The following is a 21,471-nucleotide window of genomic DNA, read 5'->3' on the forward strand; positions in this document are numbered from 1 at the left end:
GGCGGGTGTGGGCAGCAGGCCCACGACCTTGAAGTTGAAGTTAAAGTTAAAGTTAAAAAGCAGGTTTGGGCAGCAGCCCAATATCACCCAATGATATATCCCCTCTCCATATGCACTGCCCTGTCACACATATGGTCGATCACATCCGCATCATGACTCACCAACAGCATGGTCAAATCCCCTGCTGATTTCAGATCATTGAGAAGATTGAGGATTTCAGCCTGTACGGACATATCCAATGCGGAAGTCGGTTCATCAAGCAGCAGCAGTTTTGGCTTTAGCAGCAACGCACGCACAATCGCAACGCGCTGACGCTGGCCGCCGGAAAGCTGGTGCGGGTAACGGCTCATCAGGGCCGGGTCGAGGCCTACCTGACGAAAACCTTCGGCAATTTTCTGCTCGATATCCTGCTCTTTGAGGATTTTTAGCGGCTCTGCCAGCGTGCGGCGCAGCCGGTGTTTCGGGTGCAGCGAGGCGTACGGGTCCTGAAATACCATCTGGACGTCGCGGCGCAGGCTGCCGGTAAAAGATTTACCCGGCGTCAACGGTTGGCCGAGCAGCGTCAGGTTACCATCCCACTGGCCGTTCAGACCCGCCAGCACCCACAACAGCGATGACTTACCGCAGCCGGAGGGGCCGACCAGGCCAAAACACTCGCCCTGATTAATGGTCAGATGGACGTCATGCACCACGGTGCGCACATCATAGCCATGGCGATGCGATACGCTGAGATGCTCCAGTTCGGCGACAGGCTGGTTCATGTCTGTGGCTCCTGCGAAGAAGTCTGTTTCAGCGATTCCAGTAACGCTCTGTCCAGTACCGGCAGCCGCTCACCGTGAGTGGCTTTGCTTGGTCGGCACGACCACAGCGTCTGGGTGTAAGGATGCGTGGCGTGTGCCAACTGATCAGCCGGAAGTTCATCCAGCAGGTCACCTTTGTACATCACCAGCACGCGTTCGCAGAAATGCGATACCTGTTGCAGGTCATGGCTGATCAGAATCAGACCCATGTTGCGCTGTTCGACTAAACGTTCAATCAGCGCCAGCACCTGCTCGCGCATGTCGAAATCCAGTGCGGAAGTCGGCTCATCGGCAATCAGCCATTGCGGGTCGTTAATCAGCGCAATCGCCAGCATCACGCGCTGGCCCATGCCGCCGGACAGCTGATGCGGATACTGCCCGCATATCCGTTTAAGGTCGGGCAAACCGACCGCATTGAGCATATCGAGTACCTTTTCCTGCCGCGCTTTACGCCCCAGACGGGTATGCAGACGCAGAGGTTCTTCCACCTGCCAGCCAATTGGCCGGGCGGGATTGAGGGCGTGTTTTGGGTCCTGCATCACCAGCGAGACACGGTTACCGCGCAGCTGATTCCATTGGCGTTCATTCAGGGTCATAAGATCCTGCTCACCCAGCGTCAGCTGGCTGGCACGCATGGCGCACGGATGCGGCAACAGGCCCATCAGCGCACGTGCGGTGAGGGATTTGCCTGAGCCGGATTCACCCACCATCGCCACCCGCTCTTTGCCCACGCTAAACGAGAGCGACTTCACCAGCTCCACCGGATGCGGGCCGGGCAGATAAACAGTCAGATCTTTGGCGATCAGCACGTCGTTATGCAGCGTCTTTTGCTGATTCAGTTCAAAATCATTTGCCATGTCGTGGGTCCATTTTGTCACGCAGGCCATCGCCCAGCAGGTTGAAAGCCAGACTGGCGAATAAAATTGCGCCGCCCGGTGCGGCAGCCACCCACCACTGGTCGAAAATCACTTTACTGCCTTCGGCGACCATCGAACCCCATTCAGCGGTCGGTGGCTGAATGCCCATGCCGAGGAAGCCAAGACCGGCCGAAGCCAGAATAATCCCGCCGAGGCTGAGTGCGGCGCGCACCACGGCGCTCGGCAGGCACAATGGCAGAATATGGCCGAACATCAGCCGCAGCCCGCCGATGCCCTGCATACGGGCCGCAGCCAGATAATCACTGCGGCGCAGGGCCAGCGTCTCCGCCCTCGCCTGACGGGCAAATGGCGGCCAACTGGTAAAGGCCAGCGCCAGCGCGCCGTTCATCAGACCGGGACCGAGGATCGCCACCAGTGCCAGCGCGATCACCAGACTGGGCAACGACAGCACGATGTCGGTCACGCGCATGATAATGCGTTCGTACCAGCCACCAATATATCCGGCGCTGATGCCCACCAGCAGACCAACAGGAATGGTCAGCACCAGAATCAGTGACACCAGCAGCAGCGTGGGCCGCGCGCCGTAAATCACGCGCGACAGCAGGTCACGGCCAAAACCGTCGGTACCCAGCCAATGCTCTGAGGAAGGCGGCAGCAAGCGAAACTCAATGTGCTGAATGTTGGGGGCGAACGGCGCCAGCCAGGGTGCCAGCAGCGCACAGACAATCAGGATAATGACCAGCACCGTACCAATCGACAGCGTGGTAATACGCCAGGCGGGATTTGCGGCGACCTGCGTTGGCGGGTCAGGAATAAGTTGAGTCATATTAGGGGGCCAGTTATCGGGTTCGCGGATCGAGCAGATACGTCAGGGCATCAGCCAGTGCGTTCAGCAGCACAAAACAGGTGCCGATCAACAGGGTCGCGCCAAGGATGGCTGGGGTGTCCGCCGCAAACAGCGCGGTGGTCAGATAACGCCCGACGCCGGGCCAGGCAAAGACGGTTTCCGTCAGCACCGCGCCTTCCAGCAGGCTGGCGTAGGAGAGCGTCAGCACGGTGATAAGCGTGCCGAGCACATTCGGAAAGACGTGGCGTAGCAGTACACGTGCGCGCCCTGCGCCTTTTGAACGGGCCAGAATCACATACTCTTTGTTCATTTCGCCGAGCATGGAGGCACGCAGCAGACGGGTGATCCCCGCCATCGACAGCAGCGCCAGCACAGTCACCGGCAGCCACAGATGGCTGATGGCGTTAAAGAACATATCGCGATCGCCCGACAGCCAGGTGTCGATCAGCACAAAACCGGTTTTCGGCTCCATGCTGTAGAGATACACATCATCCAGCCGCCCCGGCCCACCGGCCCAGTGCAGCACAGCGTAAAACAGCAACAGCCCGAGCAGGCTGAGCCAGAAGATCGGTACCGAATAGCCCAACAGAGAGATCAGCCGCGCGGCGTTATCCAGCCAGCTTCCCGGTTTCCACACCGCCAGCAAGGCCAGTGAAATGCCAAAGAAAGCGCCGAGGATAATCGCACAGGTCGCGAGCTCTACCGTCGCAGGAAAAGTCCGCGCCAGATCACTGGCTACCGGCTGCGCGGTGATGCGCGACATGCCCATATCACCCTGCGCCAGATGCTGAATATAGCGGCCAAACTGCACCGGCACAGATTCATCAAGGCCCAGATCGCGGCGAACCTGCGCATAGGTGGATTCGCTGGCGTGATCCCCGGCGATTTGCAACGTCGGGTCAATCGGGGCGAGGTGGGAAAGCGTAAAGGTAAAAGCCAGCAGGCCAAGTAGCGTGAGCGCCAGCGATAACACGCCGGTCAGCAAACGGCCAGACCAGCGCCAACCCTGCCGGACGAATCCGGCGGGTGTTGAACTGTCTGTCATTACTTGGTGACCTTGCTGTAGAAGACCATGTCAGGGTTGATGCCCTGCACGTAGCCCTGAATATTATCACGCACAGCGATCAGGCTTTTGGCCTGCAGACCAATCACGAACGGCGAGTTCTTCTGCACTTCCAGCTGCAACTGGCGGTAATCTGCCACGCGCTTGGCCTGATCCGGTTCGGCAATCGCCGCCAGTGTCAGTTTGTTCAGCGCCGGAATCGACCAGTTGGCACGCCATGCCAGCGTTTTGCTGCCATCTTCAGGGTTGAAAGCAAACGCTGAGGCGTTGGTGTTTGGGTCAAAGTAGTCAGGGCCCCATGAAGACATGTAAGCGTCGTACTCATGCGCTTTCACTTTGGTGGAGATCTGCTGGCTCAGGCCCGGATCCAGTTTCACCGTCACACCGCCCTGCGCAAAGCTGGCCTGCAGTGCCTGGGCGATATCCAGATACGGCGGCTGGTTGGCCGTGGAGAGGGTGAAGGTGACATTTTTCAAGCCGGCTTTGTCCAGAATGGCTTTGGCTTTGGCCGGATCGTAGGTGTACGGGGTGTCATTCAGGGCACCAAGGTAACCTTCCGGCAGGAACGCCTGATGGACCTGGAAGTTATCTTTCATCAGATCATGGGCGATTTTTTGGTAATCAAACAGGTAACGGGCAGCTTCCCAGAAGGCCGGGTTCCCCAACGCCGGAGAGGCTTTGGCGTTAAATTGCAGGAAATAGAGCGAGGCATAAGGGACCGCCAGCGGCTTCACGCCTTTCTTACCTGCCAGTGCTGCCATCTGGTCTGCGCCGAGGTTACGTGCCATGTCGGCGTCGCCCTGCTCAATCAGCAGGCGGCGGGCAGCCGGGTCCGGTACGTTTTTAATCAGAATGGTTTTCAGCTTCGGCGCGCCTTCCGGCGAAGTCAGGTTGGCGTCAAGCACCAACACTTCATGTGGCACATAAGTGCGGATTTTATACGGACCGCTGCCCGCTGAGTGGCTGCTCAGCCAGTCGTGGCCGAGGTCATCACCCTTGGCATTCTCTTTTACCTGTTTGCTGTCGACGATGGATGACACCGGCGCAGAGAGCAGACTCAGCACGAACGACGGGCTGACATCGGCGGTCCAGCTGATTTTCACATGCTGGTCATCGACTTTGGTCAGGAAGGTATCAACATTTTTGTCAGTCCAGCCCAGCTGCGTCAGGATGAATGACGGCTCGAGATTGAGTTTCACCACGCGGGACAGCGAGAAGATAATGTCATCCGCCGTGAGCGGGTTACCACTGGCAAACACGGCTTTCGGATCCAGAGTGAATGTCAGGCTGCGGTTGTCAGCGGCGGCTTCCCAGGACTTCGCCAACGTCGGTTTAAGATCAATCGGGTTATTGGGATCAGACTGCACCAGTCGCTGGTAAATATTGTTAAACGCCTGCACGGTGGTCAGTTCAAAACCCTGCGCCGGGTCAAAGCTGGAGGTGTCATCAATGGATTGTGCGATAACCAGCGTATTTGCCGGTGTTGCAGCCTGAACGGTGAAACTGGCCGCGATAGCAGCAAAGAGAACGGACGGGATTAAGGCTTTCACAGTGAGTGACTCTCCAAAATAGCGAAATTGCTAATGATTTCACGAGTGTAAGTGAGTCTTGAACCGACAATAAAGTCGTTTAATGACTAACGTTATGCGCATTTTGCATAACGTTATGAAACGGGTTATTAACAGGCTCGTTTCAAATATTGCGACAAATAGCACCATCAGCAGGTTTCCCTGCCGATGGCTGAACATTCGTGTGATTTCACCAAAAATTTAGCTTTAGGTGGGATGGGTATGATGGAGTGATGCAGGGAATCGCTGGGCGGAAAATACACCGGGGAAATAAAAAAATTATCCCAGCCCGGGAATGCCCTCGCCCGGCGATACCGCCAGCAGTATTCGTACCTGATTCACCAGTTCACTCATGCAGTCATCACGCATGCCGTAATTAGCCAGCTCTTTTTCCAGTGCGAACAGATATTGGGCGTTAGTGCCCAGCGGACCACTGGCTTTAGCGATCAGCGGCGCAATCACCTGATAGGAGGTATCGGCTTCAAACAATGGGTGGCCGGGATCCATGATAAACACCAGTGCGGTGACCGTACGGCCATCGTCGAGATCCAGTTCGCACCAGGTCGGGCGGTAGCAACCGGTCAGCATTTCACGCTTCCACAGTAACTCCAGCTCATCGCGCAGTTTTTCCTCCGGCAGACGGAAAGCCAGCCCGGTGGTGCGGCCGCCATTTTTCAGCGCCAACATACGCCCGGGTTGAGCGTGCGTACCTCGCCCGGCGGTCAGACGTAAACAGAATGCGCGGTGATAACCGTTAAGCGTCGCCGGGCGCGCCTCTTCTGAGTCGAACACCGGGTTCCACATTAGTGAGCCGTAGCCGAAAATCCACACCGGGCTGTTGTCCGGGCGCCGCGCAAGAGTACAGTCCAGCGAAGCGCAGCGTTGTTCGGAGGTCAATAACATCGATTCATCGATGCTGCCGAATGCTGTTTTGCAATCTGCATTACGCAGAAAATCTCGGGTTAACATCATTCATACCCTCCGTAATAAACACGACTCAGATAACTAGCCATACTGTCACGCTGTTTCTCCCGCTGATTATATTGATCTGCCCTTACCTGATGAAAAAGGGGTAGGCGTAAATATCAGAATTTCTTTATCTTACTAATAGCTCAAACCTTATGCGTTTCTGCGTCATCAATCAAGATTGATAATGATCACAAAACGAAAATTAAATGAACATTTAATGAACATTGATAAAAAGTTGGCCAGCCGACGTTAAAACCCTCACCCGGAGAGATTCCTGGCGCCAGGTCTGACACAGAATATCGTCCAGCTGCTACGCTCAATGGGGTTATTGGTCTTTGTCCGATAAGGCAGATTGTTATTAAAAAGTTAAAGAAACTTCAGGCTGTGTAAAGCCAGGTAAACCCCAGCATTAAATCTTGTGAAAAATGTGGATATAACGCCACTTATGAATAAACAACACCATAGGGTTATAAGACGGCATTAAGTCAGTAAGAAACTGTTTTACATTGATTTTAAAGTTAAGTTAAACAAATAATAGCGGCAGAATAAGCGCAGTAAATCAAATTGTGATGCCTAAAATTGACCGTTAATTATTTTTTTGTATCCAGCATTGGTTTTTTCTGTTAATTGAGTGCTTTTTCTACTATAGTTAATACGTTAACTCGTTAGACGCTAACGGGTTTTTATACTGGCAGCTCTGCTCGACTGACAAGGTTTAAGGCTGCCGTTTCGTGAAGCCGGTTCATCCGGTGAAGCGTGTGTTTATAAGGAGAATACTCATCATGGTGTCATCTCAGGAGCATCCGAAGCACAAATCCCGTCATCAGGAATATACGTTGGTTTTCCCCATCGCCGCATTATTGGTGCTGGTCTTCTTCAGTAACAGCAGCGACTTCCTCACCGTTGTTGGTATCAATTTAATTGCGTTGGTCGGTATTCTCGCCAGCGCATTCAGCGTCGTGCGCCATGCCGACGTGTTAGCCCACCGTCTGGGTGAGCCTTATGGTTCCCTGATCCTCAGCCTGTCAGTGGTGATTCTCGAAGTCAGCCTGATATCCGCCCTGATGGCCACCGGCGACGCTGCCCCGGCCCTGATGCGCGATACGCTGTTCTCGATCATTATGATTGTGACCGCCGGTCTGGTCGGCTTCTCGCTGCTGCTTGGCGGACGTAAATTCGCGACCCAGTATGTGAACCTCGGCGGCATCAAACAGTATCTGATGGCGATTTTCCCGCTGGCGATCATCGTGCTGGTGTTACCTGCGGCACTGCCGGAAGGGAATTTCTCCACCGGCCAGGCATTGTTTGTCGCGGCAATTTCAGCGGCGATGTACGGCGTATTTTTGCTGATCCAAACCAAAACCCACCAGAGCCTGTTTATTTACGAGCATGAAGATGAAGGCGAAGAAGATGGCCACGGAAAGCCCTCTTCGAAAAGCAACCTGACGCACACGCTGTGGCTTATTGTGCATCTGGTGTTGGTTATCGCGGTCACCAAATTTAATGCGAACCCGCTGGAAGCACTGCTGACTGAGCTGAACGCTCCGGCACAGTTCACCGGTTTTCTGGTGGCATTACTGATCCTCTCCCCTGAAGGCCTGGGTGCGTTGAAGGCAGTAATGAAAAACCAGGTACAACGCGCCATGAATCTGTTCTTCGGTTCGGTGCTGGCGACCATTTCACTGACTGTTCCAGCGGTGACAATCATCGCCACACTGACGGGTCAGGAGCTTATCTTCAGCCTGGCACCGGCCAATATTGTGGTGATGCTGGCGGTGCTGATTTTGTGTCAAATCTCCTTCTCGACCGGGCGTACTAATGTATTAAATGGTACGGCTCACCTTGCGCTGTTCTGCGCCTATATGATGATTATCATGCTGTAAATGCGTTCTGTGACAAAATAAGAGGCCGCCTGAATTAGGCGGCCTTTCGTTTATTGAAGATGATGTCAGGAATTAAGAGTAAGCGTGTAAGGCGCGTTTACACAGCTCAGAACGCACGCAGTCCTCTTTACCAAATTCTATGATGCCAACCATCTCGTCTTCTTCGAAGCGGGACATCGCATCGCTGAGACCCGATACTACCCCACGCGGTAAATCACATTGGGTAATATCACCATTAACAATCACCGTCACATTTTCACCCAGACGGGTCAGGAACATTTTCATCTGGCTGGCGGTAACGTTCTGGGCTTCATCCAGAATAACCACCGCATTTTCGAAAGTGCGCCCGCGCATATACGCAAAAGGAGCAATTTCAACTTTGCCTATTTCCGGCCGTAAACAATATTGCATGAATGATGAACCCAGACGACGGACTAAAATGTCGTATACCGGACGGAAATAAGGGGCAAATTTCTCAGATATATCACCGGGCAGGAAACCGAGATCTTCATCAGCTTGCAATACCGGGCGAGTGACAATAATTCTCTCTATTTCTTTATGGATTAATGCCTCTGCAGCTTTCGCTGCGCTGATAAATGTTTTGCCACAGCCTGCTTCGCCGGTAGCAAAAATTAACTGCTTATTCTCTATGGCTGATAAGTAATGACCTTGAGCTTCATTTCGAGCCTGGATTGTTGACGAGTCGCGAGTATCGCGCGCCATACCAATCGATTCAACACCGCCCATTTGTATTAAAGAGGTCACAGATTCTTCCTCACGTTGGCGATGACTGCGTGAATTGCTACGAATAACACGTTTCGCTTCACGACGAGCTTTGATCACTTCTTTCTGTCTTCCCATAGTGGCACCTTACAGTTTGATTCACTTAACACTAAGGCAGTTGCCCGCACGGTTATGTTTCACTAACAAATGAGGTTTTGGTCTCCTTTTAGACCAAGTGAAGCCAATGAATAACGTGAAGAGGAAAATAAGACAAACAGATTAAATAATAATCGCTCATTTATTTTCTTTAGACACTTTGTCTGTTCACGAGGAGGCATTGCCATTAACGACAAACCGCTGACCCATGCAGTATTCAATCCAGTCTTTATTCCAGCCAAATAGCCAGTTGATTTCAGTTTTAGAGTGGGGTCAGTTAAAGAACGAAGGTGCTGTGGTGTGAGTGAAAAAAATCGGGATGGAGATAAAGCAGAAGAAGGTGTGCTGGTAAATATCAGAGAGTCGACGTTTTGGCCCTCGTTGGCGTTTATGCGACAACAACGAGCGGTGTGGTTAAAAAGAGTATTTTTATATCCGCGCCCAAAACTGGACTTTCCCATTCGCGATCCCCGCTGTGATATTTACGGCTATTGACCGTACACCGAGTAAACTTTTTAGTTTGGTTTGGTGCTAAACATTAAGCACTCACTAAAAAGTACCGCCTGATAATGTCAGTATAGTGACAGCTGACACCTTTGCTATAAAAATTCGTTACCAACTTCTTACTGAAATGTAAAAAAGTTTGAGCAAAAGGTCAACAGGATCTTTAACGATCCTTTTTTGGGATCCTGTTTCTCCCTGTATTCAATGGGGAGCAGGAGTATTAACAGGAAGGGAATTCGGTAAACCTTGACGCCTTCCGTTTTCAAAACCAAAGGCGTCTGACCGTCAGGCCTCAATCAACGACTGCCCCAGATAGTGGCTGTCATCTTTCACACCCGGCAGCGTGAAGAAGAAACCGCCGCCGACCGGGCGGATATACTCTTCCAGCGGTTCGCCGTTGAGGCGTTTCTGCACACTCAGAAATCCTTTTTCCAGATCATGCTGGAAGCAAACAAACAGCAGGCCCATTTCCAGTTGGCCTGAGTTAGTCACACCGAGGGAATAACTGTAGCCACGGCGCAGCATCAGGTTATCGTCGGTGGCTTTAGTCCGCGGATTAGCCAGACGGATATGTGCGTCGAGCGGGATCACTTTACCTTCAGGATCTTTGCTGTAATCCGGCACGTCGTGCTCTTTCTCCATGCCGAGTGGCGCCCCGGTGTGCTTGTGACGGCCAAAGATGGTCTGCTGCTCCTGCAACGGCGTACGGTCCCAGAATTCGACGTGGAAAGGAATAATGCGCATCGCCTGATAGCTGCCGCCCACCGCCCAGGCCGGTTCACCCTGCTCCGGCGTCACCCAGATGGCTTTATCCATCAGCGGCGCATCTTGGGTATCGGGGTTGGCGGTGCCGTCTTTAAAGCCTAACAAGTTGATTGGCGTTTCTTTACCCTGGCTGCGTGCTGCGTGGGAAGAAATAAACCCGTCGCGACGCCAGCGCACGCTGAGCAAGTCCGGCGTGTACTTGATGATATCCCGCAGCGCGTGTACCACGGTGTCGCTGTTGTTGGCGCAAATCTGCAGCAGCAGGTCACCGTGACACAGCCTGGCGTCCAGCGAATCATTGGGGAAGCGCGCCATGCGTTGCAGTTTCAGCGGTTTGTGTGCCGCCAGCCCAAAACGCTCGTCAAACAGCGAATCTCCGGCCGACAGCGTCATGGTCAGGTTATCCGGGTAAATTTCCGGGCCCATCACGCCGGAATCCATCGGCGGGAATTTGGGGTCCACTTCCGGTGCCGTACCGCCGGTGGTCAGGAATGCGAAACGCGCGGTCAGCAGGCGGAACAGACGTTCGAGATCGGCTTTGCTGGTGGCGAGAACATCAAAGGAGATCAGCATCATCGAAGCCTGCTGCGGCGTCAGGATCCCGGCCTGATGTTCGCCGTGGAAAGGCTGTTTGCTCCAGCGTTCGTCCGGTGACACGGTCCCCGGCGCATAGCCCGGCTTGGAACCGGTAGTTTTCGACGGTTGTGAGTTTTCCATTCCGGCAGCGACAGCGCCGCCCAGGGCAAACGCACCGCCCAGTAAACCGACGCCTTTCAGTAAGCGGCGGCGTGAAGAAGAGATGTCCTGTGAACCGGACTTATTGTCGTTATTGTCACTCATTGTTATGCCTCAATACGTCATTACGGCTTCGTGCTATGCAAAAGAGCGCCGAAGCGCTCTTTTATTTCAATCAATATGGGTTAATCAAGGCCTAATACACCGCGCAATTTGGCGAGATCTTCCGCCAGTGTGGTGATCGGTCCTTTCATTGCATTACGGTCGGCGTCAGACAGCTTCTCGTAATGCTCATAGCCTTCTTTGGTTTTGTATTTATCCAGCAGCGCATCAACGGTTTTGAAGTTGGCGTCGATCTTATCCAGCAGCGGTTTGTCGGCTTTCACCAGCAACGGACGCAGCAGGTTGACGATTTTCTGTGCGCCATCAAGGTTGGCACGGAAATCCCACAGATCGGTGCGGCTGTAGCGGTCTTCTTCACCGCTGATTTTGCTGGAGGCCACTTCTTCGATCAGGCCCGCTGCGCCGCCAACCACTTTGCTTGGCGGGAAGGTCAGATCGGTGATGCGTTTTTGCAAATCCAGCACGTCGCTATACAGTTTGTCAGCGAACTTCCCGGTGCCTTTGGTGGTTTTATCCGCGAACAGGATTTTTTCCAGGCGGTGGAAACCGGTAAAGTTCGGGTCTTCCGCTTTCTTCTCGAAATCGTCTTCACGGGCGTCAATGCTGCCGTCAAGGTCAGAGAACAGTTCGGCAATCGGTTCGATGCGCTCGTAGTAAACACGGGTTGACGGATAAAGCGCCTGGGCTTTTTTCAGGTCACCCTTTTTGATAGCGTCGGTGAAAGCTTTGGTGTGCGAAACCAGCTCACCCACCTGCTGCGTTACATAGACTTTGTATTCTGCAATCGGACCCACCAGCGCCATGGCGTCAGGTTTGGTTGCGGTGCTTGCGCCTTCAGCCGTAACGGTCAGCTTACCTTTCGGGTTGCTGAGCAGGCCGCAGGTCATGTCATATTCGCCCGGCTCAAGATTGGCGGTCATTTTCTGGGTGAAGCCCGGCGCGATGTTTTCGCGCTCTTCGACGACCATCACGCCTTTCAGAATTTCCCACTCCAGCCCTTTCTGGCTGGCGTTATGCACCACAAACTGAGTTTTACCGGCCGGCACGCTGAGTGACATCGGGTCACACTGCTGGTCATTTACGCTGATTTTCACTTGCGGAACATCAGCAGCCAGCGCGTTGGCGCTCAGGGCAAAAGCAGGCAAAGATAAGAGTGCCATCTGTAGCGCTTTACGGCGAAATACGGTGGTCGAGTAAGACATGAACAACTCCCTGACAGAGACAGTGGATGAACAAATAAGCTTTATAAAATCAGCGTGGTGTTTTTTGTCCGGCGGCTGAGGAAACGGCCACCGGTGGTTTGCCCTGCGGCATAAAGAACAGGAACAGTGCCGGGATGAGGTAAAGGAAATAGACCGACACTTCACTGACCGTTGGCGCTTCCTGATAACCAAACATGCCTTCCAGCAGCGTGCCAAACAGCGAATGGGTTGAGAGCACGTTACTCATATCAAAAGCCACGTCCTGCATACGGTTCCACAGACCGGCTTCATGGAAGGCGCGAATCGCACCCGCTGCCAGGCCCGCCGCGACAAACAGAATAAACAGGCTGGTCCATTTGAAAAACTTCGCCAGATGCAGCTTCACCCCGCCGTAGTAGATCAGGAAACCGAGCACGATAGCGGCGGTTAAACCGAGCAGTGCACCGATCGGTGCTGCAATACCGACATCCTGCTGGAAAGCGGCCAACAAGAAGAACACCGACTCAAGGCCTTCGCGTGCCACGGCAAAAAACACCATCGCCACCAGCGCCCAGCCCTGCCCGCGGCCAGAATTCAGCGCGTTGTCGATAGCGCCTTCGAGATGCACTTTGATAGAGCGGGACACTTTACGCATCCAGAACACCATGTAAGTCAGAATGCACACGGCAATCACCGCCACCAGACCTTCAAACAACTCCTGCTGCTTCTGCGGGAATTCACCGGTGGTTTCATTGATGAAAATCCCCAATGCCAGACACAGAGCCGCCGCAACAATCACCCCAATCCACACCACACCGAGCCACTGCCCGCGCTGTGTCCGCTTCAGATAGCTGGCGATCAGGCTGACAATTAACGCGGCTTCCAGCCCTTCGCGGAACATAATGAGAAAGGGGACGAACATAGCTGACACTCCCGGCACCGAAATGCTAAACATTTAAACGCGAACTCATCGTGTAAAGATAAGTAAAATGAAAACGATTGTGATTATCATTCTTGCGAAAATAAAAACAAGGGGCTATGAGGGATTTTTTTACGCCGTAAGGCCGCTTTCAGGCCGAAAATTTATTGCTGATTATTTCTGCGCGGGGGATCGTCGGACAAAAGCAGAGTAAATGCGGAGCCAGAAGGCCTGACTCCGCAGTGGCTAACGATGCTATCAGACGGTTTTGAATTCCGCTTCGGCCATATCAAAACGCTGTTCGACGGCGTCTGATGGCTTGCTACCCATCAGGCTGACAATCCAGATCGCGAGCGATGCAAAGATAAAGCCCGGAATGATTTCATACAGATCCAGCCAGGCATACTGCTTCCACACCAGGACGGTAATGGCACCAATCAGCATCCCGGCCAGCGCGCCGTTGCGGGTCATGCGTTTCCACATCACCGAGATTAAAATCACCGGTCCAAACGCCGCGCCGAATCCAGCCCACGCATAGCTCACCAGCCCCAGCACGCGGTTTTCAGGGTTTGCCGCCAGCGCAATCGCCACCAACGCGACCACCAGCACCATGGCGCGGCCAACCCAGACCAGTTCGAACTGGCTGGCATTTTTGCGCAGGAAGGCTTTGTAGAGATCTTCCGTGATGGCGCTGGAACAGACCAGCAACTGACAGCTCAGCGTACTCATCACCGCCGCCAGAATGGCGGAAAGCAGCACACCGGCGACCCATGGGTTGAACAGAATTTTCGCCAGTTCAATGAACACGCGCTCACCGTTTTGCGACACATTACCCGCCTGCCCCGGATTATTGCTGAAATAGGCAATCCCAAAGAAGCCGACGGCAACGGTGCCCGCCAGACACAGGATCATCCAGATCATGCTGATGCGGCGTGCGCTGCGGATGGTGCGGTGGGAATCTGCCGCCATAAAGCGCGCCAGAATATGCGGCTGGCCGAAATAGCCCAGTCCCCAGCCCAGCAGCGACAGGATCGCCACCAGATTCATGCCTTTAAACATATCGGTGTATTCCGGGTTTTTGGCGTTGATCACCATCATCGAGGTATCAATGCCACCCACGGCCAAAATAACAATCACTGGCGTCAGGATCAGCGCGAAAATCATCAGGCTGGCCTGCACGGTATCGGTCCAGCTGACCGCCAGAAAACCGCCGATAAAGGTATAAATGATGGTCGCCGCCGCACCGGCCCACAGCGCAGTTTGGTAGGTCATGCCGAAGGTGCTTTCAAACAGACGCGCACCGGCCACAATGCCGGAGGCACAATAAATGGTGAAGAACACCAGAATGACGATAGCGGAAATAATCCGCAGCAGTTTGCTGGAATCTTCAAAGCGATGCGTGAAGTAGTCCGGCAAGGTCAGCGCATTATTATTGGCTTCGGTATGCACGCGCAGACGCCCCGCCACCAGCTTCCAGTTGAGATAAGCGCCAATAGTCAGGCCGATAGCAATCCAACTTTCAGAGATGCCTGAAATAAAAATTGCCCCCGGCAGCCCCATCAACAGCCAGCCGCTCATATCCGAAGCCCCGGCCGACAACGCGGTCACCACGCTGCCGAGGCTGCGACCACCCAGAATATAGTCATCGAAATTCTTGGTACGTAAATAGGCGATTAACCCGATGAGGATCATCCCGAAAATATAGACACAAAACGTCACCATCATGGGTGTGTTCATCGTCATGCACGTTCTCCATAGGGTAAAAAAAGTCGTGTATTTTGCCAGTCATACCTGCCAGCGCGGCGGGATAGTGATTTACACAAAGTCCAATTTCAAGTTTTTTAACAATGCAGTTACACAAACTCGACCCTGCATCACACTTACCATGAATCAAGGTTGCACCTTACATCATCAATAGTTGCACCCGCCACAAACCTCTGCAAACCGGGTAGGACAGCGCCCTGCGTGAGGTTAAAATTGTTAAAAATAACGCCTAATTCACAATCAGCACACTTCATGCATTTAACAGGGTTGCACAAAGTTGCAACATAGAAGATATTGCTGCACATAACGATGATGATTGAGGTAACAGGAATGGGTATGACGACGATGGGCGTTAAACTGGACGAAGCGACGCGCGACCGGTTGAAAGTGGCGGCACAGGGCATTGACCGCACGCCACACTGGCTGATCAAACAGGCGATTTACTCCTATCTGGAGCGGCTGGAAAAGGGTGATGCGTTGCCGGAGATCCCCGCGCTTAACGCCGCCAGCATGGGCGAAAGCGATGAACCACCAACGCCCTCCTCGCCGGAGTCACATCAGCCCTTCCTCGACTTTGCCGAACAAATTCTACCGCAATCCGTCAGCCGTTCTGCCATCACTGCCGCCTACCGCCGCCCGGAGGCCGAAGCCGTTTCCATGCTGCTGGAGCAGGCCCGCTTACCGGCGCCGATGGATCAGGCTGCGCACAAGCTGGCCTATGATCTGGCCAGCAAACTGCGAAATCAAAAGAGTGCTAATGGCCGCGCCGGTATGGTGCAGAGTCTGTTGCAGGAGTTCTCGCTCTCCTCGCACGAAGGCGTGGCACTGATGTGTCTGGCCGAAGCCCTGTTACGCATTCCTGATAAACCAACCCGTGATGCGCTGATCCGCGACAAAATCAGCACCGGCAACTGGCATTCCCACATTGGCCGCAGTCCGTCGCTGTTCGTTAACGCCGCCACCTGGGGTCTGTTATTCACCGGTAAACTGGTTGCGACTCACAATGAAACCAACCTGTCACGTTCGCTCAGCCGGGTTATCGGCAAAGGCGGCGAGCCGCTGATCCGCAAAGGTGTGGACATGGCGATGCGCCTGATGGGCGAGCAGTTTGTCACCGGCGAGACCATCGCCGAAGCGCTGGCCAATGCGCGCAAACACGAAGAAAAAGGTTTCCGCTACTCCTACGACATGTTGGGTGAAGCGGCGCTGACTGAAAAAGATGCACAGGCCTATCTGCTTTCGTATCAGCAGGCCATTCATGCCATCGGCAAAGCCTCCAACGGGCGTGGCATTTACGAAGGTCCGGGCATCTCCATCAAGCTTTCCGCCCTGCACCCGCGCTACAGCCGTGCGCAGTACGAGCGTGTGATGGACGAACTCTACCCGCGCCTGCTGGCACTGACTTTGCTGGCCCGCCAGTACGATGTGGGTATCAATATTGATGCCGAAGAAGCCGATCGTCTGGAGATCTCCCTCGATTTGCTGGAGAAACTCTGCTTTGAGCCGGAACTGGCAGGCTGGAACGGCATCGGCTTCGTGATTCAGGCCTACCAGAAACGCTGCCCGATGGTGATCGACTATCTGACCGGCCTGGCCCAGCGCAGCCGCCGCCGCCTGATGATCCGTCTGGTGAAAGGCGCCTACTGGGACAGCGAAATCAAACGCGCGCAGGTAGACGGTCTGGAAGATTACCCGGTCTATACCCGCAAGGTGTACACCGACGTCTCTTATCTGGCCTGCGCCCGTAAACTGCTGGCCGTGCCGAACCTGATTTATCCGCAGTTCGCCACTCACAATGCCCACACGCTGGCCGCAATCTACCAGCTGGCGGGTAATAACTATTACCCCGGACAGTACGAGTTCCAGTGCCTGCACGGCATGGGTGAACCGCTGTACGAGCAGGTCGTCGGTAAAATCGCTGACGGCAAACTCAACCGCCCTTGCCGCATCTATGCGCCGGTCGGTACCCATGAAACCCTGCTGGCCTATCTGGTCCGCCGCCTGCTGGAAAACGGCGCCAACACCTCGTTCGTTAACCGTATTGCCGACACCACGCTGCCGCTCGACGAACTGGTGGCGGATCCGGTGAAAGCCGTCGAAACGCTGGCGGCCAGCGAAGGCCAGATTGGCCTGCCGCATCCGCGCATTGCGTTACCGCGTCACTTATATGGCGAGAAGCGCGTTAACTCTTCCGGGCTGGATATGTCCAACGAACACCGCCTGGCATCGCTCTCCAGCGCCCTGCTAAGCGGCGCGGCACACCCTATCAAAGCGCAACCGATGATTGATGCCGAACGGGATGACGGCGAGTTTGTGGCCGTCATCAACCCGGCAGAACCGACCGATATTGTCGGCCACGTGCGTGAAGCCAGCGAAGCTGAAGTCAGCCGTGCACTCGACGCCGCTGCTGCGGCTGGTCCGATCTGGTTTGCGACACCTCCCGAAGAGCGCGCTGCAATCTTGCAACGTGCCGCAGAATTGATGGAAGGCGAACTGCAAAGTCTGCTTGGCGTGCTTGTGCGTGAAGCGGGGAAAACCTTTAATAACGCCATCGCCGAAGTGCGCGAAGCGGTGGATTTCCTGCACTACTATGCCGGGCAGATCCGTGAGCAGTTTGACAATAACACTCACCGCCCGTTAGGCACCGTGGTATGTATCAGCCCGTGGAACTTCCCGCTGGCGATTTTCACCGGCCAGATCGCCGCCGCGCTGGCCGCGGGCAACAGCGTACTGGCAAAACCGGCCGAACAGACGCCGCTGATTGCCGCACAGGCCGTACGTATTCTGCATGAAGCGGGCGTTCCGGCAGGCGTATTGCAACTGTTGCCGGGCCAGGGGGAAACCGTGGGTGCGCAGTTGGTCAATGATGAGCGCGTGCGTGGTGTGATCTTCACCGGTTCAACTGACGTAGCGGGCATATTGCAGCGCAACATTGCCGGGCGACTGGATCCCCAGGGCCGCCCTGTTCCGCTGATTGCCGAAACCGGCGGCCTGAATGCCATGATTGTCGACTCGTCGGCCCTGACTGAACAGGTGGTGACCGACGTCGTGGCTTCGGCCTTCGACAGTGCCGGGCAGCGTTGTTCCGCCCTGCGCATCCTGTGTATTCAGGAAGACGTTGCCGACCACACGCTGCAAATGTTGCGCGGCGCCATGGCCGAGTGCCGTATGGGTAACCCGGAGCGCCTGTCTACCGACATCGGCCCGGTGATTGATAGCGAAGCGCAGGAAGGCATTGAGAAACATATCGACGCCATGCGTGCCAAAGGCCGCATTGTGTATCAGGCGGCGCAGTACAGCGGCCAGGACCAGCCAGAATGGGCGCGCGGGACGTTCGTTAAACCCACGCTGATTGAGCTGGACAGCTTCGACGAGCTGAAAAAAGAGATCTTTGGCCCGGTGCTGCACGTGGTGCGCTACGCACGTCAGGATCTCGACCAGCTGATTGAGCAAATTAACGCTGCCGGTTACGGTCTGACGTTGGGGATTCACACCCGTATTGACGAAACCATTAACCGTGTGACGTCCAAAGCCAAAGTTGGCAACATGTACGTGAACCGCAACATGGTGGGAGCCGTCGTGGGCGTGCAGCCGTTTGGTGGTGAAGGCCTGTCAGGCACTGGCCCGAAAGCCGGTGGACCGCTCTATCTCTACCGCCTGCTGTGCAGCCGTCCGCAGGATGCCGTATCCCGGACGTTGCATCTTCAGGACAAAGAACTGCCGCTGGATGTCTCCCTGCGTGAGGCCCTGCTGGCTCCGCATCAGGCATTGCAGCAGTGGGCTAACGGCGAGAAAAACCGCGAGGAACTGGCTGCGCTCTGCGAACGCTTCGCGCTGGCGGCTCAGGGCGGCACCGTTCGCATCCTGCCAGGACCAACCGGTGAACGTAATACTTACGCCTTGTTACCGCGTGAACGCGTACTGGCGCTGGCCGATAATCAGGAGGACGCACTGACCCAGCTTGCCGCCGCGACGGCCACCGGTTGCCGTGTGTTATGGCCGGAGGCACCGTTGCAGCGTGACGTGTTCAAACAGTTGCCAAAAGCGGTTCAGGAGCGAATTGATTTCGCCCCGGACTGGCAGACCGATGCGCCCGAGTTCGATGCCGTCATCTACCACGGCGACGCCGATCAGCTGCGTGGGCTGTGCCAGACCATCGCCAAGCGTCCTGGGGCGATTATTTCTGTTCAGGGGTTTGCCCGCGGCGAAGACAATATTCTGCTGGAAAGGTTACTGCATGAGCGCTCATTGAGTGTGAATACGGCGGCGGCCGGGGGTAATGCGAGTTTGATGACGATCGGGTGATAGTCGAGGGCACCTCCGGGCTTGCAGCCCGGAACCCGCGAAGTCTCTGGGCTGCCGCCCGAACCGCTTTTTAATTCAAGGTCAAGGTCGTGGGCGCCGGCCCACACCGTCGAAACCTTGGGCTGCCGTCCAAACCGGCTTTTGAATTGAAATTCAACGTCAAAGTCGTGGGCGTCGGCCCACACCGTCGAAACCTTGGGCTGCCGTCCAAACCGGCTTTTTAATTCAAGGTCAAGGTCGTGGGCGCCGGCCCACACCGGGTTAAGGGCAGTAAACGCTGCCCTTAACAATCCTGCGTTTTTTGCTGCTGCAACACCGCAGCTACGCTGGTCACAATGGCCGTGTTTCAGGTGCCTCGGTTATAGCCGCAAAATCCCGCCGCGTTGCGGTGCCCTCCGTTCGGGTTCGGACCAACTCACGATAAACCCGTTCGTCGTTTCTCACCTCTCCTACGGCGGCATTTTTGAATGCGGCCGGAGCTTTTTTAAAAAATAAAAACAGACCTAGTTTTTAATGCGATTCGGATTTTGGTTTTGGTTTTGGTTTTGAATTTAGAAAAGCCCCGGCCGTGTTCAAAATGTCACCGGCAAGTCGGTGGAGAGACAACATCTTTACCGTTGGCTCGAACCCGCAGCCGGGAAGCCCGTCAGGGCTGACATTTTACGGCTGTCGCTGTGGCCCCTGAAACACGGCCATTGTGACCTGCGCAGCTACGGAAGCCTCATGAAAAGGCGCGGGATGTCCAGAAGGGCCGCGCCTACGGCCTTTCTGGGCGGGTGTGGGCAGCAGGCCCACGGTTTTGAAGTGGAAGTTGAATTTAAAAGCGCCTGCGGGTCGCCACTCGCCATCAGTGTGCGAGAAACTTCTCGAGAAACTGCTTTGTACGCGCCTGCTGTGGATTCGAAAAGAGTTCTTTTGCTGCCCCCTGCTCCACAATCCGTCCCTGATCCATAAAGATCGCCCGATCGGCGACGTCGCGGGCGAAGCTCATTTCGTGGGTGACGATGACCATAGTGCGGTGCTCGAGCGCCAGGGCGCGGATGGTGTTAAGCACTTCACCGACCAGCTCTGGATCGAGCGCGGAGGTGGGTTCGTCGAACAAAATCACTTCCGGGTTCATCGCCAGTGCACGGGCAATGGCGACACGCTGCTGCTGTCCGCCGGACAAACGCCGTGGGTAGGCGTCTTCTTTACCGCTCAGACCGACCTTCTCCAGCAACTCGCGGGCGTAGGCAATGGCTTTGGCGCGCGGTTCACCTTTTACAATCACCGGCCCTTCGATGATGTTTTCCATCACGGAGCGGTGCGGGAACAGGTTGAAGTTCTGGAATACAAAACCCACCTGCTGGCGCAACTTACGGACGTTCTCTTTCTGTTTGCTGATCGGACGACTGCCGTCGATCTGAATCTTACCGACGGTGATGGTGCCGGAATCCGGCTCTTCCAAAAGATTAATGCTGCGCAGCAAGGTGGTTTTACCGGAACCGCTCGGGCCGATAATCGCGACAACTTCACCGGCATTGACCTGTAAATCGATACCGTGCAGCACCGTCTGACCGTTGAAGGCTTTGGTCAGTTGTTTAACGTCAATGGTACTCATGAAGGCTCCTGATCCTGACGGTTAACCCGGTCTTCCAGACGATTTTGCAGGAAGGATAAAACGGTGGCCAGCACCCAATAAATCAGTGAAGCGGCCAGGTACATAGTGAACACTTCCAGCGTCCGCGAAGTCACCAGTTGCGCCTGACGGAACAGTTCTGGCACCTGAATAGTGGCGGCAAGTGAAGTGTCTTTCACCAGGCCAATAAAACTGTTACCTAACGGCGGCAACGCGGTGCGGGCAGCCTGCGGTAAAATCACGCGGCGCATCGCCTGCCAGCGGCTCATGCCGATACTGGCGGCAGCTTCCCACTGGCCCTTCTCGATGGACGAAATCGCCGCACGCAGGGTCTCCGAGGTGTAAGCCGCGGTATTGAGCGACAAACCAATCATCGCTGACGGAATAGGATCCAGCTCAATGCCGAACTGCGGCAGGCCGTAATAGATCATAAATAATTGAGCGATAAGCGGCGTACCGCGAAAAACCGACACGTAAAAGCGCGATAGCCATGACAGCGGCCAGAATTTTGACAAGCGCATCAGCGCCAGCATGAACCCGAGCGCAAGCCCGAACACCATCCCGCCCAGACTGAGCTGAAGGGTAAACAGCGTACCTTTTAATAAAAAGGGTGCTGAATCCAGCACCAGTTGAATACTTTCTTGCATCTAAGACCTTTAGGCTTTTTTTA

16 protein-coding genes are annotated in these 21,471 nt (G+C 54.9%); 3 read left to right on the forward strand and 13 right to left on the reverse strand.

The window, feature by feature from the left end:
• Positions 1-83: 83 nt before the first annotated feature.
• The 6 genes from EAH77_RS00205 to EAH77_RS00230 all read right to left on the reverse strand — a co-directional run bounded on the left by EAH77_RS00205 (position 84) and on the right by EAH77_RS00230 (position 6,125).
• On the reverse strand, positions 84-761 hold the full coding sequence (locus EAH77_RS00205; RefSeq protein WP_140469802.1) for an ABC transporter ATP-binding protein: 678 nt from the start codon (positions 759-761) through the stop codon (positions 84-86).
• Entirely contained in the window at positions 758-1,657 is a 900-nt protein-coding gene (locus EAH77_RS00210; RefSeq protein WP_140469803.1) for an ABC transporter ATP-binding protein, read from the reverse strand. The genes EAH77_RS00205 and EAH77_RS00210 overlap by 4 nt, the downstream gene beginning before the upstream one ends.
• Entirely contained in the window at positions 1,647-2,504 is an 858-nt protein-coding gene (locus tag EAH77_RS00215) for an ABC transporter permease (protein ID WP_140469804.1), read from the reverse strand. Before EAH77_RS00215 ends, EAH77_RS00210 begins: the two co-directional genes overlap by 11 nt.
• Positions 2,505-2,517: 13 nt before the next feature.
• Entirely contained in the window at positions 2,518-3,570 is a 1,053-nt protein-coding gene (locus EAH77_RS00220) for an ABC transporter permease (protein ID WP_140469805.1), read from the reverse strand.
• On the reverse strand, positions 3,570-5,138 hold the full coding sequence (locus EAH77_RS00225) for an ABC transporter substrate-binding protein (protein ID WP_140469806.1): 1,569 nt from the start codon (positions 5,136-5,138) through the stop codon (positions 3,570-3,572). The genes EAH77_RS00220 and EAH77_RS00225 overlap by 1 nt, the downstream gene beginning before the upstream one ends.
• Positions 5,139-5,435: 297 nt before the next feature.
• Positions 5,436-6,125, reverse strand: a complete 690-nt coding sequence (locus EAH77_RS00230; protein ID WP_140470321.1) for a gamma-glutamylcyclotransferase — start codon at positions 6,123-6,125, stop codon at positions 5,436-5,438.
• Positions 6,126-6,907: 782 nt separating this feature from the next.
• Here EAH77_RS00230 and chaA point away from each other — a divergent pair.
• Complete coding sequence (chaA, locus tag EAH77_RS00235) at positions 6,908-8,008, forward strand: sodium-potassium/proton antiporter ChaA (RefSeq protein WP_140469807.1); 1,101 nt, start codon at positions 6,908-6,910, stop codon at positions 8,006-8,008.
• Positions 8,009-8,080: 72 nt separating this feature from the next.
• Here chaA and phoH read toward each other — a convergent pair whose 3' ends face one another.
• Complete coding sequence (gene phoH / locus EAH77_RS00240) at positions 8,081-8,869, reverse strand: phosphate starvation-inducible protein PhoH (RefSeq protein WP_140469808.1); 789 nt, start codon at positions 8,867-8,869, stop codon at positions 8,081-8,083.
• A gap of 318 nt (positions 8,870-9,187) precedes the next feature.
• Between phoH and EAH77_RS25075 the strand changes: the two genes are divergently transcribed.
• Positions 9,188-9,382, forward strand: a complete 195-nt coding sequence (locus EAH77_RS25075) for a hypothetical protein (protein WP_161985752.1) — start codon at positions 9,188-9,190, stop codon at positions 9,380-9,382.
• A 294-nt stretch (positions 9,383-9,676) separates the two neighbouring features.
• Here EAH77_RS25075 and efeB read toward each other — a convergent pair whose 3' ends face one another.
• The 4 genes from efeB to putP form a co-directional block, all read right to left on the reverse strand.
• Positions 9,677-10,996, reverse strand: coding sequence for an iron uptake transporter deferrochelatase/peroxidase subunit (efeB, locus tag EAH77_RS00250; protein ID WP_140469810.1), 1,320 nt, complete (start codon positions 10,994-10,996; stop codon positions 9,677-9,679).
• 80 nt (positions 10,997-11,076) lie between these two features.
• Positions 11,077-12,216, reverse strand: a complete 1,140-nt coding sequence (efeO, locus tag EAH77_RS00255; protein ID WP_140469811.1) for an iron uptake system protein EfeO — start codon at positions 12,214-12,216, stop codon at positions 11,077-11,079.
• Positions 12,217-12,265: 49 nt separating this feature from the next.
• Entirely contained in the window at positions 12,266-13,117 is an 852-nt protein-coding gene (efeU, locus tag EAH77_RS00260) for an iron uptake transporter permease EfeU (RefSeq protein ID WP_140469812.1), read from the reverse strand.
• A gap of 255 nt (positions 13,118-13,372) precedes the next feature.
• Positions 13,373-14,857 (reverse strand): sodium/proline symporter PutP, encoded by a 1,485-nt coding sequence (gene putP, locus EAH77_RS00265; protein ID WP_140469813.1) that lies wholly within the window; start codon positions 14,855-14,857, stop codon positions 13,373-13,375.
• A gap of 351 nt (positions 14,858-15,208) precedes the next feature.
• Here putP and putA point away from each other — a divergent pair, with 351 nt between their 5' ends.
• Complete coding sequence (gene putA / locus EAH77_RS00270; RefSeq protein WP_140469814.1) at positions 15,209-19,183, forward strand: trifunctional transcriptional regulator/proline dehydrogenase/L-glutamate gamma-semialdehyde dehydrogenase; 3,975 nt, start codon at positions 15,209-15,211, stop codon at positions 19,181-19,183.
• Between the two features lie 847 nt (positions 19,184-20,030).
• Here the strand turns inward: putA and tcyN are convergent.
• Entirely contained in the window at positions 20,031-20,783 is a 753-nt protein-coding gene (tcyN, locus tag EAH77_RS00275; RefSeq protein WP_140469815.1) for an L-cystine ABC transporter ATP-binding protein TcyN, read from the reverse strand.
• Positions 20,780-21,448 (reverse strand): cystine ABC transporter permease, encoded by a 669-nt coding sequence (gene tcyL / locus EAH77_RS00280; RefSeq protein ID WP_140469816.1) that lies wholly within the window; start codon positions 21,446-21,448, stop codon positions 20,780-20,782. The genes tcyN and tcyL overlap by 4 nt, the downstream gene beginning before the upstream one ends.
• Positions 21,449-21,471 lie beyond the last annotated feature (23 nt).

It is taken from the genome of Ewingella americana, from assembly GCF_006438725.1.
Classification (GTDB): domain Bacteria; phylum Pseudomonadota; class Gammaproteobacteria; order Enterobacterales; family Enterobacteriaceae; genus Ewingella; species Ewingella americana_A.

Bases quoted from the DNA above. Each gene is read 5' to 3' on its own strand.
- putP (WP_140469813.1), bottom strand. From the start codon at position 14,857: ATGACGATGAACACACCCATGATGGTGACGTTTTGTGTCTATATTTTC.
- efeB (WP_140469810.1), bottom strand. From the start codon at position 10,996: ATGAGTGACAATAACGACAATAAGTCCGGTTCACAGGACATCTCTTCT.
- EAH77_RS00230 (WP_140470321.1), bottom strand. From the start codon at position 6,125: ATGTTAACCCGAGATTTTCTGCGTAATGCAGATTGCAAAACAGCATTC.
- chaA (WP_140469807.1), top strand. From the start codon at position 6,908: ATGGTGTCATCTCAGGAGCATCCGAAGCACAAATCCCGTCATCAGGAA.
- EAH77_RS00220 (WP_140469805.1), bottom strand. From the start codon at position 3,570: ATGACAGACAGTTCAACACCCGCCGGATTCGTCCGGCAGGGTTGGCGC.
- tcyL (WP_140469816.1), bottom strand. From the start codon at position 21,448: ATGCAAGAAAGTATTCAACTGGTGCTGGATTCAGCACCCTTTTTATTA.
- efeU (WP_140469812.1), bottom strand. From the start codon at position 13,117: ATGTTCGTCCCCTTTCTCATTATGTTCCGCGAAGGGCTGGAAGCCGCG.
- EAH77_RS00215 (WP_140469804.1), bottom strand. From the start codon at position 2,504: ATGACTCAACTTATTCCTGACCCGCCAACGCAGGTCGCCGCAAATCCC.
- EAH77_RS00210 (WP_140469803.1), bottom strand. From the start codon at position 1,657: ATGGCAAATGATTTTGAACTGAATCAGCAAAAGACGCTGCATAACGAC.
- phoH (WP_140469808.1), bottom strand. From the start codon at position 8,869: ATGGGAAGACAGAAAGAAGTGATCAAAGCTCGTCGTGAAGCGAAACGT.
- putA (WP_140469814.1), top strand. From the start codon at position 15,209: ATGGGTATGACGACGATGGGCGTTAAACTGGACGAAGCGACGCGCGAC.
- tcyN (WP_140469815.1), bottom strand. From the start codon at position 20,783: ATGAGTACCATTGACGTTAAACAACTGACCAAAGCCTTCAACGGTCAG.
- EAH77_RS00205 (WP_140469802.1), bottom strand. From the start codon at position 761: ATGAACCAGCCTGTCGCCGAACTGGAGCATCTCAGCGTATCGCATCGC.
- efeO (WP_140469811.1), bottom strand. From the start codon at position 12,216: ATGTCTTACTCGACCACCGTATTTCGCCGTAAAGCGCTACAGATGGCA.